This window comes from Neobacillus sp. DZ-9 (genome assembly GCF_059587065.1).
Window position 1 is genome coordinate 142646 of sequence record NZ_JCAIOL010000007.1, and the last position, 15509, is coordinate 158154.

Consider the following 15509-nt stretch of genomic DNA (forward strand, 5'->3'; position numbering starts at 1 on the left):
CGAAACTTATGTCAGACCCTATACTTATTCGGAAACTGCAAACGTCTTTTTGAAGTCGTTGATCGCAGAAGCCATATCGTCATCAGAAGGAAGATCCTTCGTCTTTGTAATATGGTCTAACACCTCTTTGCGGTTGTGGTCTAACCAGTTTAATAATTCAGATTCAAAGCGACGAATATCTACTAAAGGAATATCATCTAAGAATCCGCGTGTTAATGCATATAGAATCGCTACTTGCTTTTCAACAGAAAGCGGCTTGTTAAGGTCTTGTTTCAATACTTCAACCGTACGGGCACCACGAGCAAGCTTTGCTTGTGTTGCTTTATCAAGGTCAGAACCGAACTGAGCGAACGCTTCAAGCTCACGGTATGATGCAAGGTCAAGACGTAGTGTACCTGCAACCTTTTTCATCGCCTTGATTTGTGCAGATCCACCTACACGGGATACAGAAAGACCGGCATTGATCGCTGGACGTACGCCAGAGAAGAATAAGTCAGACTGCAAGAAGATTTGTCCATCTGTGATAGAGATAACGTTTGTTGGAATATAAGCAGAAACGTCACCTGCTTGTGTTTCAATGAACGGTAATGCTGTGATTGAACCGGCACCTAGTGTGTCGTTCAATTTCGCAGCACGCTCTAGTAAGCGAGAGTGCAAGTAGAAAACATCCCCTGGATATGCTTCACGACCTGGAGGACGGCGAAGTAATAGGGAAAGCTCACGGTATGCAGCCGCTTGCTTAGATAAATCATCATATACGATTAAAACGTGCTTGCCGTTGTACATGAACTCTTCTGCCATTGATACACCCGTATATGGAGCTAAGAATAGCATTGGAGCTGGTTGTGATGCAGAAGCTGAAACAACGATTGTGTAATCTAATGCGCCATTCTTACGAAGAGTTTCAACTGCGTTACGTACAGTTGATTCTTTTTGTCCGATAGCAACATAGATACAAATCATGTTTTCGCTTTTTTGGTTCAAGATTGTATCGATCGCAACAGATGTTTTACCTGTTTGACGGTCTCCGATAATTAACTCACGCTGACCGCGGCCGATAGGTACAAGCGCGTCAATCGCTTTAATACCAGTTTGCAACGGCTCATGAACGGATTTACGAGCCATAACGCCTGAAGCAACTTGCTCAATTGGGCGTGTTTTTGTTGTATTGATTGGACCCATCCCATCGATTGGTTGTCCAAGAGAGTTTACCACGCGTCCGATTAGTTCCTCACCAACTGGAACCTCCATGATGCGTCCTGTACGACGAACCTCGTCACCCTCACGGATTTCAGTGAAAGGTCCAAGGATAATGATACCGACGTTATTTTCTTCAAGGTTTTGTGCCATACCCATAACGCCGTTTGCAAATTCAACAAGTTCTCCAGCCATGACATTGTCGAGGCCATGAACACGAGCGATACCGTCACCTACGGAGATAACTGTACCGACATCAGTAACTTGAATTTCTGCCTGATAGTTTTCAATCTGCTTCTTTATCAGGGCACTGATTTCTTCAGCTTTGATGCTCATGAGTTTCACCCCTATCTAAATCTTTGCTTATTCTATTTGCTACATTCGACTTTGAGTGATGTCCAGCTCCAGCTCCCAGCGACTAGTGTACTTCGCTCTTCTCCCTACGATAAGTCAACATCGAGCTACGCTCTTCGTGTTTCCTTTATCTCAGTCGAAGCGCTCCAGTCCATACGTCGCTAAACGGTCGCTTCTGCTTTTCGTCTTAGCTTAACAATTTACGTTCTAAACGGTTCAACTTGCCGCGCAAGCTGCCGTCATATATACGATTTCCGATGCGGAGCTTGATGCCGCCTAGCAAATCGGAATCTACGATATTTTCAATTCTTAATGACTTCTTGCCAATTTTAGCCGCAAAGGTTGTGGAAACAGCTTCTCTTTCAACATCTGTCAGCGGACGAATGCTGTAGACTTTTGCTTCTGCAATGCCCATTTCCTCATTTGCAAGCTCGATAAATTGGTTTACTACTTCAACGATTTCATCTTCGCGGTGGCGATCGATTAAAATCATTAACGTATTTAAAACATAAGCATTTACAGTTGAAAACGCATTGCGGATGATTTCCTTTTTGTTTTCATTTGTAAGCTTTGAAGATTTTAGAACAGCCTTTAAATCAGCATTGTAATCCAAGACTTCCCGTACTACGCGAAGTTCTTCTTCTACGTTACTTAGAATCTGCTGTTCTTTTGCAATTTGAAAAAGAGCTGACGCGTAGCGTTTTGCTACCATAGAGTTGCTCATCGCCCTTCTCCTGCCTCTTTAAGATATTCGTTAATCAGCTGGTCTTGATCCTGTGCCGTCAATTCTTTTTCAATTACTTTAGAAGCAATTAAAACAGATAGAGAAGCAACCTGCTCGCGGATAGCGGCAACAGCTTTCTCTTTTTGCTGGTCGATTTCAAGCTTGGCAGCTTCTTTAATGCGTTCTGCTTCAGAGCGGGCCGCAACAACGATTTCTTCACGTTGAAGGTCGCCTTGCTTGCGCGCATTTTCCATTAAGGTTTGTGCTTCTACACGCGCTTCTTTTAAAAGACTTCTTTGCTCTTCTAAAAGCTTTTTCGCTTCCGCACGGCTTGATTCAGCCGCAGAGATTTCGCTAACAACATGCTCTTCACGCTGCTTCATAATGCCCATTAAAGGACCCCAAGCAAACTTTTTAAGCAATGCTAACAAAACGATAAACATAATAAGCTGGAAAATAATATCTCCGTAATTTACATGGTGGCCAGCTTCCGCTGCTGCCCCCAATACTAGACTGTTCGTTAACACCCCGGGTTCACTCCTTTCAAGAGTCGCTAAAGCGATAGTAAAACAACCATTTTAAAATAACAGACATAAATGAATGGCGAAGTTTTTACTAGCTTCGCCATCTGGAGTTTTTGTCATTTTATCGGTTCAATACCATGAACGCAATTACAACACCGATGATCGGAAGGGCTTCAACTAACGCTACCCCGATGAACATAGTTGTTTGTAATAGACCACGAGCGTGTGGCTGACGAGCGATACCTTCTACTGTACGTCCTACGATTAGACCGTTACCGATACCTGCACCTACTGCTGCTAAACCGATTGCGATTGCTGCTGCTATAAGATTCATTATTTTGTTCCTCCTTAAAATTGTATGAATAAGTTTTTATTATTTAATATATTAATGGTCATGGCTGACTTTATGGGACAGATAAACCATTGTTAACATAGTGAAGATGTAAGCTTGGATACTGCCGACGAAAACAGAGAAACCTTGCCATACAAGTGTTAGCGGTATTGCTGCTATCATACCGGCGATACCTTGATGGGCTAATCCTGCTGCCAAAAGTGAAAGTAGTAATTCACCAGCGTAAATGTTCCCGTAAAGACGCAGACCAAGTGTTAAGGTATTTGCAAATTCCTCAATGATTTTCAACGGGAATAAGAATTTCATCGGCTGGAAGAAGCCTTCTCCATATCCCTTTGCGCCTTTTAGCTTGACGCCGTAGAAATGGGATAACCCCACCACCAAACAGGCTAAAGTCAAGGTTATGACTGGATCTGCAGTTGGTGATTTCCACCATAATTTCTCATCAATGACGATTGAAAATGGCAAACCTAACATGTTGGAAACAAAAATATACATGATAATTGTCAGCCCTAGGACGTGGAATCTGCCGCCTTCCTTCCAATCCATTGTGCTGTTGATGATGCCCTTGACAAAGTCAAGCACCCATTCTAAAAAATTCTGCATTCCTGTTGGTTTCATTGCAAGCCTGCGGGTAGAAAGCACGGCAATTAGAAAAACAACCAAACTTGCAATTGTAATCATCAGGATATTGGCACCATTAAACCAAAGGCCCATAAATTCAAACTCAGGAGCTCCATGATGCATGTAAACTCACCTCGCTTCCCTTTATTTATGTACATGCAACGCATGGTAAAAATAATCTATCATAATGACAATATAGGATGTCATTAGTCCTACCACTACAAAAGCGATGTGGAAATACTCAGGGTATCGAAGAGCAATTACGCCCGCGATTCCGGCTGTCGCCATCCTTTGCAGCGACCCCAGGGAGCGTACCTTCTTCCCTTCTGAAACAGCTTTATCAAACTTTTCAGTCTTCCGCACCAATAACCAAAGATTCAGGAAACTGAACACAGTCCCTAGAATCAGTCCAAGAAACACTGTTTTGTATTCGGTGAAACCCCAGCCAAGAACATAAATGGACAACAAGTAGAAAATCCATTTCTTTTGCCTGTTGTACATCTTTCGAAAATCTGGCATCGTTATTTTTCTCCTGAATAAAAATGGCGGATTGAAATCAGCATGGAATACGTTCCTGCTGCCAGTCCTAGAAGCAATCCGACTATTAAGAAAATGGGCTCGGTACCCCAATGTCGATCCAGCCATCTTCCTGCAAATATACCTATGAGAATGGAACCAACTAACTGGGAGACAATTGCGGACATCAAAGCCATAGCTTGAAATGGGTTGCGGTTATTTTGACGCATACTATCGATCCTCACTCCAAGAGAATGTCAAGAGGGTAAGAGGTAAATTAATACATCTAAAATGTATCAATTATGTGAAAACCCTATCATTTTACACCCTTTGTTAGCATACAATAGCGACTTATCAAAGTCAATGACTTTACGTGAAATATACCACAAACAATTTCCCATGATTTTTGGAAATTTTGGATTAAAGTTTCCACTATCATTGTATTGTAAATATTGAAGAATTTTTGACCTTTTTGTGTCTATTTTGTGAACAATGTTTTCAGAAATTTCGGGAAATAACTCCTAGTTTGGGATGGTGATCATCGCCTCCATAAAATCCTCTTTGCCGGACTTTTTGGCAAAGATTTTGGCCAAGTATGTTCCCTTTGGCGGCAGCTGCTCTTCCGTGAGCTCTTTTTGAAGCTGTCCTTTTTTTAGATTGGTACCAGTATCGAGGAAGCCAATGAACCGGTAATCCTCCGGGTTAAATAGCGCAATCCCGAATTCCTCCGCGCCGCCCGGCAAATACACTTCATATTTATACTGTCCCGGCTTATCTCCCTCACCAAAATCAAAGCCCATCACCCGGGGGTAATTTGGTTCTTCAAGTACATAGAGATAGGGAATCCGAACCTTGGCCGCCCCTGCCTGTAGACTCAAATATCCATCCTGAACCTTTCCTTTGAAGAGAGCCGGGTCCACTGTTAACTCCACCGTGACATCCTTGGTTTGCTTCGGCTCTAAGGTAAACGCCAGCGGCAGCCGCCATTCGAGCCCGTCGACATGGTGCGGGATGTCAAACGTGTACCGGATGGTTCGGCTGCTTGTGTTCTCTATTCTAAGGATGGACTTATGAACATCCTCTGCATTGAACTTGCCAAAATGAAGCGAGCTCGGTGTGACGAGCGATTCCGTCTTAACCGCCTCATCCACCTGAATCCGTCCAGCCCCTTGTTCGTATGTGCGATAAAAGGCGGCCGCTTTCGTTAATGGCTTAGCCGTATTCATCAAAGCCGCCTTAATTTGCTCTGGCGTCCAGTCCGGGTGCGCCTGCTTAATCAAGGCACACGCACCGGCCACATGCGGCGCCGCCATACTCGTCCCCTGAAGGCTCAAGTATCCGCCCGGAATCGTCGAATTAATCGCCACCCCCGGCGCAAGAAGGTCTGGCTTAATCTCCCACGTCCCTGTCACCGGCCCCCGCGAGCTAAAGTCCGCGAGCCGGTCCACTTCCTCCTTGACCTCAAGCCTCGCTTGGATCCTTCGTTTACTTAATTCTTTTTTCAAAAAGACTCCGTCACCCTTCGCGAGTGCTCCGACCGGGATGGTCAGCGGAGGTTCCAAGTTGCCCATGAAGCTGCCGCTCATATTATTGTAGATTAACACTGCCCTTGCCCCGGCTTTACGGGCGTTTTCCGCCTTTTCGCTGAACGTTATTGTGCCTCTTTTGATCAGTGCAATTTTGCCTTGGACGTTTTGAAGGTCCTGCGGCCGTCCAATGCCGCCATCGACTAATTCTGTTGACCGGTCCAGATTCCATTCAGCCGAGCCTTCGAGCGGCTGAATCCGGAATTTATCCCGGTTTCCTTCTATTAATAGTTTCGGGATTTTCATCGTCGGTGTCGAGGCGCCGACGGAGATGGCTTTTGAGGCGGTACCTGGTGAACCGACTGTCCACACATTCGGCCCGGAATTGCCGGAAGCCGCCACGGCAACGATACCTTTATCAACTGCTCGGTTAAGTGCCAGACTTATCGGAAGGTCGGGGCCGTTGATATCGTTCCCGAGTGAAAGGTTCACGATATCGACCTTGTCTTTGATCGCCTGTTCGATGGCCGCGAGCACCTGCTCTGTTGTTCCGCCGCCGCCCGGACCGAGCGCGCGGTAAGCGACAATCTTTGCCTCGGGCGCGACGCCTTTAATTTTTCCATTTGCGGCAATGATTCCGGCAACATGGGTGCCATGGATAGTCGCTCTGCCAATGGCTTTGGTTTCCATTGGGTCGCGGTCATTGTCGACGAGGTCGTGACCGCCAGCATAATTTCGCTGCAGGTCGGGGTGCGTATAATCGACGCCGGTATCGATGACGCCAACCTTGATCCCCTTTCCGGTTAATCGTTCATTTTGATTATCAAAATACTTTCGCACTTCTTGGCCGCCAATGATTTTGACACTTTCCTCGGTTTCGGCCTGGTATTGGACGACTGGCGAGATGTTTAGGATACGTTTTTGTGTGGCGAGCTGTTCTATGCTTTCAGGGCTGCCTTCGATGGAAAAACCGTTAAGGGCCTCACGAAAAGTGCGGCGCAGCTTTACATTTTGGTAAGGGCGGATGAGCTCTCTGATTTCCTGGTCGGATTGCGGCTTATCCAGAACCACTATGGCAATGGATGTTGTTTTTGGAATCGGTGGATGAATAAGGATTTTTGAAGGTTGAAAGGCTAGAAGCATTGCAAGCAGAAGTTTCATGAGAAAATTTCCCCTTTTTTCATATCGTTTTCCTTGTGCGGGGAAAGTATGCAGCCTGGCTGGAGATAATATTGAGTGGTTCGTTTGCTGCCGGTGGATGGGAGGTTGAGGGATCGCAATAAGTTTCCCGCTATTCTACTTGAAGGTATATGAAGAAACTCTCCAAATTGTTTACGGGTGATCGTTCGATGGATTAGCAGGAAGTCGTCAACTGCTGGAAGATGAGCATTTTTTGAAGTGTGGTTGCAATGTGAACAATGCCAATTTCCAGAATAATAATCCATATGGAATTTTTTACACTTGAGGCATTGAACTCCCGGATATAATTCGGTAAAGGAAAGTTTGTAAGTCTGGAGAATATCCAGCATGAGGGGCTGATGTGCATGTAAGAGGGATTCGGTTAGATGACTCAGCTTCTTTTTGCATAATTGCGGATTTGGATACTTCATTTCTAATTCTTTAATTTTATTAATCAGCGACTCTGCATAAATCACATATTTAAAAATTTGTGTGTTATCAGGGGTTGTTTCTATTAAGGTGGACGTTTTGCTGAACGTTACCAGATGTTCGATTGGATAACCTTTTATTTGATTCTTGCTTAGCCAATTAATAAATTGCATTTTATGCCGCTTCACCTGTTCGATGGGGTTTGATATGCCTTCCTCCATATTTTCATATACTCTCGTTACCGAATTCGAGCCTTTTTTAAAGCAAATTCTTCCTGAGATATTTTTGATTTCAACGATTAATCCAAAGTTCTGGGTAAGGATGAGTAAATCCATTTGAAAATACTTTTTATCCTTTATTCGTAAGCCATGGAAAATGTAATACGGTTCCTCAGGCAGTAATGACAAATAATACTCCACTTGTTTTTCACCATAATACCCCTTCATCCAGGACCTTAAATCTTTTTCAACAATTGGTTTTACCGGATGATTTCTTGGCATCCTTCTCAGTACGGCCATACATTGCAAAGCTTGAGTCGGTATCCTTAATTCCAAACAATTCATTCGAATTTCACCTCATTAATAGAATTCAGTGGTAAATTCTCGTAAAAAGTTCGATTTCCTGCCTATATTTTGAGGACAAATTGTGAATTTCGCGCTGGTCTGAGGTTCTATTTTTAAGTTTGTCTATTTTTCGGGGTGGTTTGTCTATTTTTCCAGGGGTTTTGTCTATTTTTTGGGGTGCTTTGTCCATTTTTCAAATGGTTTTGTCTATTTTTTAGGCCACTTTGTCTATTTAGCCAATTTTTGTAAAAAAAAAAAACACACACCCCAAAAAACGCCCAAGCCCCACCACACCCAAAAAAACAGGCAGCCCCGAGGCTGCCTGCACCACCAAACAAACTATTACTTAATCCAAGCCCCATCCTTACCAAGCTTATAGCCGTCAACTGTTGTGCTGTAGGCCATTTTGCCGGATTTCAGATTGAAGTAGTACCACTTGCCGTTGATATACTTCCAGCCCGTTTCCATTGCGCCGCTGCCATTTAGGTGGAACCAGTCGCCGCCTAATTTCAGCCAGCCTTTTTGCATTGCGCCGTGGCCATCAAGGTAATACCATTTACCTCCATCAAGCACCCAGCCCGTTTTCATCGCGCCGCTGCCATCTAGGTAGTACCACTTGCCGCCGTCTAACAGCCAGCCAGTTTTCTTCACATCATCCACAAAGTAGAACCATGTGCCGTTATCCTGTACCCAGCCGTTCTTCACAACCGGCTTCGGATCAACTGGAACCGGATCTGGATCCTTCACTTCCGCACGGTAAATGCTGATTTCCTTCGTTGTGACGTTTCCAGCGAAGTCTACAAGACGAAGATTTACTTTGTTTTCGCCATGCTTAACTGGAACCGTGAACTCATAGTCCGTGCTTGCAGGTGTCATGATATCCACCGGACTCTTATATGGCTGCACAAATACTTGGTTGTCGCCCACATATAAGGAGAGGTAATTGTAGTTATCCTTTAAGGTTAACTGAACCTTAGCTTCATCGACATTATAGCCGACCTTATCAGGAGAATTCACGACGATTTCACCTGGAGTCGTATCGATAAATACTTCACGGCTGATGGAGAATTCCTTGCCGGCAACGTCTGTTACCACAACAGGAATCTTGTACTTGCCATCTTTATCAAACTTCACAGTTGTTGAGAAAGCATACTGATTTTTCGCAGCATCGTAAGTAAGTGTTACATCCTTACCATTTACTTGTGCTTTATCCACTCCAAGGTCATCTGTAAAGTAACCGCTAACCGGTACTTCTAATGACTTGTAAATACCTGATGGTGTAGGGTTAGATAGATAGATTAACGGAAGCGCTGTGTCGCCAGCCGCTGTTTTCGAGGCGCCTACGTTTAAAGCATTATCTATTGCAAGAACTTCAACAGATGTTTTCGCAGCTAAAGGCGCTGTAAATTGATAGCTTGAAGCAGTGCCAGCTACCGTGACTGTTAATTTTCCATCCACATAAATGCCGTAGGATTTCACGCCTGTACCGTTTTCTTCTGAAGTCCAGTTTACAGTCGATGTGGCATTATCAAAAGTGGCCTTCACTTTTGGTGCAGTCGTATCGACATAGACTGGGATTTTCTTAGATTGGTAGGAAGCACCCTCATAATCAATCTTTGATTTGATTTCATAGTAGTACAGACCGTCTTCTACTTTCTTGCCGCCAACTGTTCCATCCCAGGCACGGCTTGCTTTGAAGGAATAAGTTGTCCCAGTACCGCCATTGACGTAGTTTTTGCGTACATCTTTTTCCAAGGCAACCGTACGAAGGAACTTGCCGTCTTTATCCAGAACGTTGAACTGCGCTTCCGTTGCGTTACGGACGAAGGATGGAAGTGGATAAATCGTATCCAATTTTCCGTCTGCATTCGGTGATACTGGATAATATTGTTTTCCAGCAACTGGAGCAACGAATGTGCCGGAAGCACCAGAAAGCATTTCATTCCAGCCGGCAGCTAAGCCGAAGAAACGGTTTTCGCCAAGTTCTTTAAAGCCATCGACGATATCCGGACGATCCCATTTCCCATAGAATCCAACATAAGGAATGTTTAATGTAGGCTCAAGCTTGTTGTTTGCATCTGTAAGCGTAACAAAGCCTTCAACAAAAATATCTTCTTTTAGATCGAGGGCAATTTTTTGACCTGCCGTATCTAGGCCAGGAATTTTGGCATTTGAAAGATCTACCTTAACAGTGAAATCAACTGATTTACCAGCTGGAACGGTAACCGTTTTAGGTGCATCGACCTCGGCACCAGCCATATTGCCGGCGATTAATGCGTTCGTATCCTCTTTGCCTGCAGCAGCCTTTTGAATCGTATCGGTTAATACGTCTGTATTAACTGAATACGTAACTGATTTGTCGGAAACATTTTTCGCGGTAAAGGTCATGCTAAACTCTTTAGACGTGAAATCCTTCAATTCTACTTTGCCTTCGTTATTCGCTTTATTGACCACATAAACTGGTGTGGAAACAGCGCCAAAGGTTTGCATCATCCCTGCACCTTGACGGCGAGGTGAGAATGGCTGTCCATTTAAATCGACAATTTTATTCGAAGTGTTCATCAAAAGAACCTTCGCTAAGTGAGTACGTTCGCCAGCTGATAAGCCCTTGAAACGATCGTCACCTTTTAGGTATTGCTGTACAAGTGCAGATCCGCCGGCAACGTGTGGAGATGCCATTGAAGTACCGCTCATGTATTCATACTTATCATTATTTACTGTAGAGTAAATATGTCCGCCAGGTGCCGTAATTTCAGGCTTAAGCTCAAGGCTCGGTGTTACTCCCCATGAAGTGAAGTCCGTCATGCGGCCGATTTCAGGGTCATCGGTCTTCTTTGTCTGAGCGACATGAAGAGTTGTATGGCCAGCGGCAATCGCAGCTTCAAGTGCAAGACCTTCATCCCGCTTCACCATCATGAATGGAACATGGAATTGTCCTTGGTTTTCAAGGAAGGTAGGTGCTGTACTGTTATAAACAATAATTCCAGCTGCCCCTGCTGCCGCGGCATTTTTGGCTTTGTCCACAAATGTTAATTCTCCGCGCTGAACCACAACAATTTTGCCTTTTACATCCTTGCCGGCATAATCTTCCGGTTTGCCAAGCTTGCCGCCTAGGCTGACTACCTCTAAGGTGCCGCCATTTTCAAGCGGCATCCAGTCATCAAGACCATAGCCGACAGCAGAAAAACCGTCTGCACCTTCAAGCGAAATCGTGTGCTGATATAGGTAGTTAAGGTTACCAGAAGCCGCAACCTGCAATGAATCAGTGTTCAAACCTGGTGCGCCGACTACCCCGATATCCGGGTTTTTCGCCAAAGGGTTGGAATTATAGCCATAAGCGATGTTTCCGGAGTTCCCCGCAGAAACCGCGCAGACAATACCGTTATTCACGGCACGAGTGATCGCCAAATCTTCAGCACTTCTCTCATCATAGAATGAAGCAACAGAGCCAAGGCTCATGTTTAATACATCTGCACCCAACTTGATCGCATCATCAATCGCCGCCAGATAGATATCCGATTGGGTGGAAGCATAGTTCGGGTCGTTACTGAACACCTTCATCCCAAGGACTTGCGCTTCAGGTGCCACCCCTTTGATGCCGCCGTTTGCTTCGTCACCGTTGGCCGCAACAGTACCCGCTACGTGCATGCCGTGCATGGAAGCCGCCGGCCCTAAATCAACGATAGTGCTGTTTTCATCGAAATAGTTGTATCCATAAGGTACTTTATCTGTGTAAAATTTACCTTTTAAACCGGTTTCACTTACCACTTGGCCTACTTTATCTTTGCTTAACGCATCCTTTGATGGATCCGTTACTTTGAAGTCGCGGTGCGATGGGTCTACCCCTGTATCAATGACAGCGACAACCATTCCTTCACCTTTGAGCTTGGCATCCGCCCAAGTTTGGTTTGTTTGGATGAAGCCCTTACTTGTTTTCATATCAGGTGTTTCTTCAGGACGATTGTATTCGTTTGCAATAAAGACATTCTTTACACCTTGGATGGATTCGATTTTGGAGATCTCACCGAATTGAACATCACCGCTGAATCCGTTAAAAGCGGTCGTGAAGCTCTTTTTATATTTTACTGCCACGCCTTTGGCAGAAATTCTATCTTTTACGCTTTTTTGCTGTTTTACTAGATTAGTAGTAAAAGAGGCTTTCTTGCTTTGCGATAATTCTTTATACAGCTTTCCTTGCTCGGTTGCATATTCAACCGGAGTTTGTCCATCTAATTCCACGATAACGCGGACCTTGTCCGTCGCCTTAAGGTCAGCAGTGCCCTTAATATCGCTGGCATTGATGTTTTTGAAATCCTTGCTTGCCAAATCCTGCAATTGTTTTACTTTTGCCGCAAAATCATTTTGCGGTGTGGCGGTTACAGATGATGCGTGGACGGTGAACCCTAGATTGGAAAGTGCCAATGCCGACGCAAGCGCAACGGAAGCCACCTTTTTCTGTCTTTTTTTCTTCAAAATGTTTCCCCCCTATGTATCTTTCAAATTCCAATTTTTTAGAAAAATCAGAATAGGTAAACTCTATCATAATTGGAAATATTTATTTGGTCAATATAATTTTTGCATATTCATACAGAGATTTTTCGACATTATGCATTGTGGGTTATGGTTGAGTTTTAAAGGTGAGTATGACGAGGTTCGACATTGTGAAAAATTATACATTTCCAACTGAAATACTTTTCCCTTAACAAAAAAAAGCCGAGTATTTCTACTCGACTTTTTCCAAAAACTTATTTTGTTCCAAACAAGCGGTCGCCGGCATCACCGAGGCCTGGTACGATGTAGCCGTGGTCGTTCAATTTCTCGTCCAATGCAGCAATGTAAATATCAACGTCTGGGTGCTCGGTTTTTACTGCCTCAACGCCTTCTGGTGCAGCAATTAAACACATAAATTTGATGTTTTTGGCGCCGCGCTTTTTCAAGGCATGGATGGCATCAATCGCTGAACCGCCGGTAGCCAGCATTGGGTCAACGACGATGAAATCACGCTCTTCTACATCACTTGGAAGCTTTACATAGTATTCAACAGGCTTTAAGGTTTCCGGATCGCGGTATAAGCCGACATGGCCCACTTTTGCTGCTGGAATACATTTTAACATCCCATCAACCATGCCGATTCCTGCGCGCAAAATCGGAACAAGGCCTAATTTTTTCCCGGAGAGGACCTTTGAATTTGTTTTGCAAACCGGTGTTTCAATCTCAATATCTTCAAGCGGCATATCCCTTGTGATTTCAAACGCCATCAATGTTGCCACTTCATCAACGAGCTCGCGGAACTCCTTTGTTCCTGTATTTATGTCGCGTATGTACGTAAGTTTATGCTGGATAAGCGGATGGTCGAAGACGTATACCTTTGCCACAAAAATCGCCCCTTTTAGTAAAATTATAATTAACTTCGTCTCATTTTACAGAAAAAAAATACAATGAGCAACCCGGATACAGGGTCCGGAAACAAGTTAGATTTTTCAAAAAAAATCGGCCCAATTATCAAATGTAATTAGGCCGATTCGCTGCTGCTTAATATTCTGGGTATAGTGTAAATTTACTTGTTAAAGCTTCAACGCGTCCGCGTGCTTCCTCAAGCTTCACTTCGTCTTCGTGATTTTTCAAAGTGAAGGCAATGATTGAAGCAATTTCGTCCATTTCGTCTAAACTGAAGCCGCGTGATGTAACCGCTGCTGTACCGATGCGGACACCGCTTGTTACAAACGGGCTGTTTTGATCGAATGGAATCGTGTTTTTATTCACAGTGATGCCGATTTCATCAAGTACCTTTTCAGCGATTTTTCCAGTTAAGCCGAGGCTTGTTACATCCACTAATAATAAGTGGTTGTCCGTCCCGCCGGAAACTAATGTTAAGCCTTCTTTTACCAGGCTTTCAGCTAAACGCTGGGCATTGGCGATAATATTGCCGGCATATTCTTTAAAGCTGTCCTGCAGTGCTTCGCCAAAAGCAACTGCTTTTGCTGCGATTACATGCATAAGCGGACCGCCTTGGATGCCTGGGAAGATGGATTTATCGATCTTTTTGCCGAATTCCTCTTTGCAAAGGATCATCCCGCCGCGAGGACCGCGTAAGGTTTTATGTGTAGTTGTCGTTACGAAATCTGCGTATGGCACTGGATTTTGGTGCAGGCCTGCTGCCACAAGTCCAGCAATGTGCGCCATATCCACCATGAGGTAAGCGCCGACTTCATCAGCGATTTCACGGAACTTAGCAAAATCGATTGCGCGCGGATAAGCACTTGCACCGGCAACGATTAGCTTAGGCTTGTGCTCAAGAGCTTTCGCACGAACATCATCGTAGTTGATGCGGTGAGTAGTTTCATCCACACCGTATTCAACGAAATTATATTGGATACCACTGAAGTTGACCGGGCTGCCGTGTGTTAAGTGGCCGCCGTGGGATAAATTCATGCCAAGCACTGTGTCGCCTTGCTCTAAGATCGTGAAGTAAACGGCCATATTGGCTTGTGCACCTGAATGCGGCTGAACGTTGACATATTCCGCTCCAAAAATCTGCTTCGCACGGTCGCGGGCAAGATCTTCAACGATATCAACATATTCACAACCGCCATAATAACGGCGTCCTGGATATCCCTCTGCGTATTTGTTCGTTAAAACTGACCCCTGTGCCTCCATTACGGCTTCACTGACAAAGTTTTCTGAGGCAATTAATTCGATTTTAGTACGCTGACGGCCAAGTTCTTTTTGAATCGCTTGAAAGACCTGCTCGTCCTGTTGAGACAAATGCTTCATGATTATCCCCCTTATATGTAAAAGACTGTGGACTATTTCGAAAATTCCTTTTTTATTTTAACACGAACTACCATGAAAATAAAAGAGAAACATTTTTCGTTTTTTTAACAATTTCACGATTAATTACATGAATTATCCATTTAATTAACGGTAAATCACGAACATTAACATTAAGAACAGCTTGAATTTTCGTCTTTTCGTTCATACACCGCTCTGGCACCGCCAATCAGCTTCGGCCGCGTTTTGGCAAGTGTCACATGAGTATGGCCGACATTTTTCTGCTTCACACGCAATGGCACGGCAACATGCTTCAAGTGCATGCCGATGAACGTATGGCCGATATCAATTCCCGCCTCTGCCTTCACGAATTCCACGACAACGGCATCGTCCATATTTTCAAACGCATACGTCGCCATCGCCCCGCCAGCGGTTCGGGCTGGGATAACTGAAACCTCATCCAAGTGCCGCTCGATGGCTGTTGTCCGCTCGACAACAAGCGCCCGGTTTAAATGCTCGCAGCATTGGAATGCCAGCTGGATGCCAGTGTCTTCCTGCAATTTTTTTAAGCTTCGAAAAATCATTTCAGCCACGTCAAAGGTGCCGGCGGTCCCGATTCGCTCGCCAATCACTTCGCTAGTGCTGCAGCCGACCACCAACAGCTGTCCCGGTTTAAACCCGGCCTGCTCTTTGAATTCTAATAGAATCGCTTCAAGTTCATTTTCCCACTCTTGGATCATCGTGAACCTC

The 15509-nt window shown here is 44.6% G+C and carries 14 protein-coding genes; all 14 read right to left on the reverse strand.

Annotated elements, in window-relative coordinates; all coding sequences use genetic code 11:
• Window positions 1-24: 24 nt before the first annotated feature.
• On the reverse strand, window positions 25-1533 hold the full coding sequence (atpA, locus tag AC59HZ_RS20140) for a F0F1 ATP synthase subunit alpha (protein ID WP_335445373.1): 1509 nt from the start codon (window positions 1531-1533) through the stop codon (window positions 25-27).
• A 205-nt stretch (window positions 1534-1738) separates the two neighbouring features.
• The gene (locus AC59HZ_RS20145; RefSeq protein ID WP_430066990.1) at window positions 1739-2275 is read right to left on the reverse strand and encodes a F0F1 ATP synthase subunit delta; all 537 of its coding nucleotides are present in this window, start codon (window positions 2273-2275) and stop codon (window positions 1739-1741) included.
• Window positions 2272-2802 (reverse strand): F0F1 ATP synthase subunit B, encoded by a 531-nt coding sequence (locus tag AC59HZ_RS20150; RefSeq protein ID WP_496547580.1) that lies wholly within the window; start codon window positions 2800-2802, stop codon window positions 2272-2274. The genes AC59HZ_RS20145 and AC59HZ_RS20150 overlap by 4 nt, the downstream gene beginning before the upstream one ends.
• Before the next feature lie 118 nt (window positions 2803-2920).
• Window positions 2921-3133, reverse strand: coding sequence for a F0F1 ATP synthase subunit C (gene atpE, locus AC59HZ_RS20155; RefSeq protein WP_223594889.1), 213 nt, complete (start codon window positions 3131-3133; stop codon window positions 2921-2923).
• Window positions 3134-3184: 51 nt separating this feature from the next.
• Window positions 3185-3898 (reverse strand): F0F1 ATP synthase subunit A, encoded by a 714-nt coding sequence (atpB, locus tag AC59HZ_RS20160; protein ID WP_335445370.1) that lies wholly within the window; start codon window positions 3896-3898, stop codon window positions 3185-3187.
• A 21-nt stretch (window positions 3899-3919) separates the two neighbouring features.
• Window positions 3920-4294 carry an ATP synthase subunit I gene (locus AC59HZ_RS20165; protein ID WP_289987485.1) on the reverse strand — a complete coding sequence of 125 codons (375 nt, stop codon included), beginning with the start codon at window positions 4292-4294 and terminating at the stop codon, window positions 3920-3922.
• A 2-nt stretch (window positions 4295-4296) separates the two neighbouring features.
• The gene (locus tag AC59HZ_RS20170) at window positions 4297-4521 is read right to left on the reverse strand and encodes an AtpZ/AtpI family protein (RefSeq protein WP_289987487.1); all 225 of its coding nucleotides are present in this window, start codon (window positions 4519-4521) and stop codon (window positions 4297-4299) included.
• Window positions 4522-4812: 291 nt separating this feature from the next.
• Window positions 4813-6978, reverse strand: a complete 2166-nt coding sequence (locus AC59HZ_RS20175; RefSeq protein ID WP_496547581.1) for a S8 family serine peptidase — start codon at window positions 6976-6978, stop codon at window positions 4813-4815.
• Entirely contained in the window at window positions 6975-7988 is a 1014-nt protein-coding gene (locus AC59HZ_RS20180; protein ID WP_496547582.1) for a nuclease-related domain-containing protein, read from the reverse strand. Before AC59HZ_RS20180 ends, AC59HZ_RS20175 begins: the two co-directional genes overlap by 4 nt.
• Before the next feature lie 113 nt (window positions 7989-8101).
• The gene (locus AC59HZ_RS20185; RefSeq protein ID WP_496547583.1) at window positions 8102-8350 is read right to left on the reverse strand and encodes a hypothetical protein; all 249 of its coding nucleotides are present in this window, start codon (window positions 8348-8350) and stop codon (window positions 8102-8104) included.
• Entirely contained in the window at window positions 8331-12461 is a 4131-nt protein-coding gene (locus AC59HZ_RS20190) for a S8 family serine peptidase (RefSeq protein WP_496547584.1), read from the reverse strand. Before AC59HZ_RS20190 ends, AC59HZ_RS20185 begins: the two co-directional genes overlap by 20 nt.
• 272 nt (window positions 12462-12733) lie before the next feature.
• Complete coding sequence (gene upp / locus AC59HZ_RS20195; protein WP_289987493.1) at window positions 12734-13363, reverse strand: uracil phosphoribosyltransferase; 630 nt, start codon at window positions 13361-13363, stop codon at window positions 12734-12736.
• Between the two features lie 157 nt (window positions 13364-13520).
• Entirely contained in the window at window positions 13521-14762 is a 1242-nt protein-coding gene (gene glyA, locus AC59HZ_RS20200; protein ID WP_496547585.1) for a serine hydroxymethyltransferase, read from the reverse strand.
• A gap of 170 nt (window positions 14763-14932) precedes the next feature.
• Window positions 14933-15499, reverse strand: a complete 567-nt coding sequence (locus AC59HZ_RS20205) for a TIGR01440 family protein (RefSeq protein WP_496547586.1) — start codon at window positions 15497-15499, stop codon at window positions 14933-14935.
• Between the last annotated feature and the right edge of the window lie 10 nt (window positions 15500-15509).

Excerpts from the sequence above, each read along its gene's own strand:
- AC59HZ_RS20145 (WP_430066990.1), bottom strand. The coding sequence starts at position 2,275 with ATGAGCAACTCTATGGTAGCAAAACGCTACGCGTCAGCTCTTTTTCAA.
- atpE (WP_223594889.1), bottom strand. The coding sequence starts at position 3,133 with ATGAATCTTATAGCAGCAGCAATCGCAATCGGTTTAGCAGCAGTAGGT.
- AC59HZ_RS20165 (WP_289987485.1), bottom strand. The coding sequence starts at position 4,294 with ATGCCAGATTTTCGAAAGATGTACAACAGGCAAAAGAAATGGATTTTC.
- glyA (WP_496547585.1), bottom strand. The coding sequence starts at position 14,762 with ATGAAGCATTTGTCTCAACAGGACGAGCAGGTCTTTCAAGCGATTCAA.
- AC59HZ_RS20185 (WP_496547583.1), bottom strand. The coding sequence starts at position 8,350 with ATGGGGCTTGGATTAAGTAATAGTTTGTTTGGTGGTGCAGGCAGCCTC.
- AC59HZ_RS20170 (WP_289987487.1), bottom strand. The coding sequence starts at position 4,521 with ATGCGTCAAAATAACCGCAACCCATTTCAAGCTATGGCTTTGATGTCC.
- AC59HZ_RS20205 (WP_496547586.1), bottom strand. The coding sequence starts at position 15,499 with ATGATCCAAGAGTGGGAAAATGAACTTGAAGCGATTCTATTAGAATTC.
- AC59HZ_RS20180 (WP_496547582.1), bottom strand. The coding sequence starts at position 7,988 with ATGAATTGTTTGGAATTAAGGATACCGACTCAAGCTTTGCAATGTATG.
- atpA (WP_335445373.1), bottom strand. The coding sequence starts at position 1,533 with ATGAGCATCAAAGCTGAAGAAATCAGTGCCCTGATAAAGAAGCAGATT.
- atpB (WP_335445370.1), bottom strand. The coding sequence starts at position 3,898 with ATGCATCATGGAGCTCCTGAGTTTGAATTTATGGGCCTTTGGTTTAAT.
- AC59HZ_RS20175 (WP_496547581.1), bottom strand. The coding sequence starts at position 6,978 with ATGAAACTTCTGCTTGCAATGCTTCTAGCCTTTCAACCTTCAAAAATC.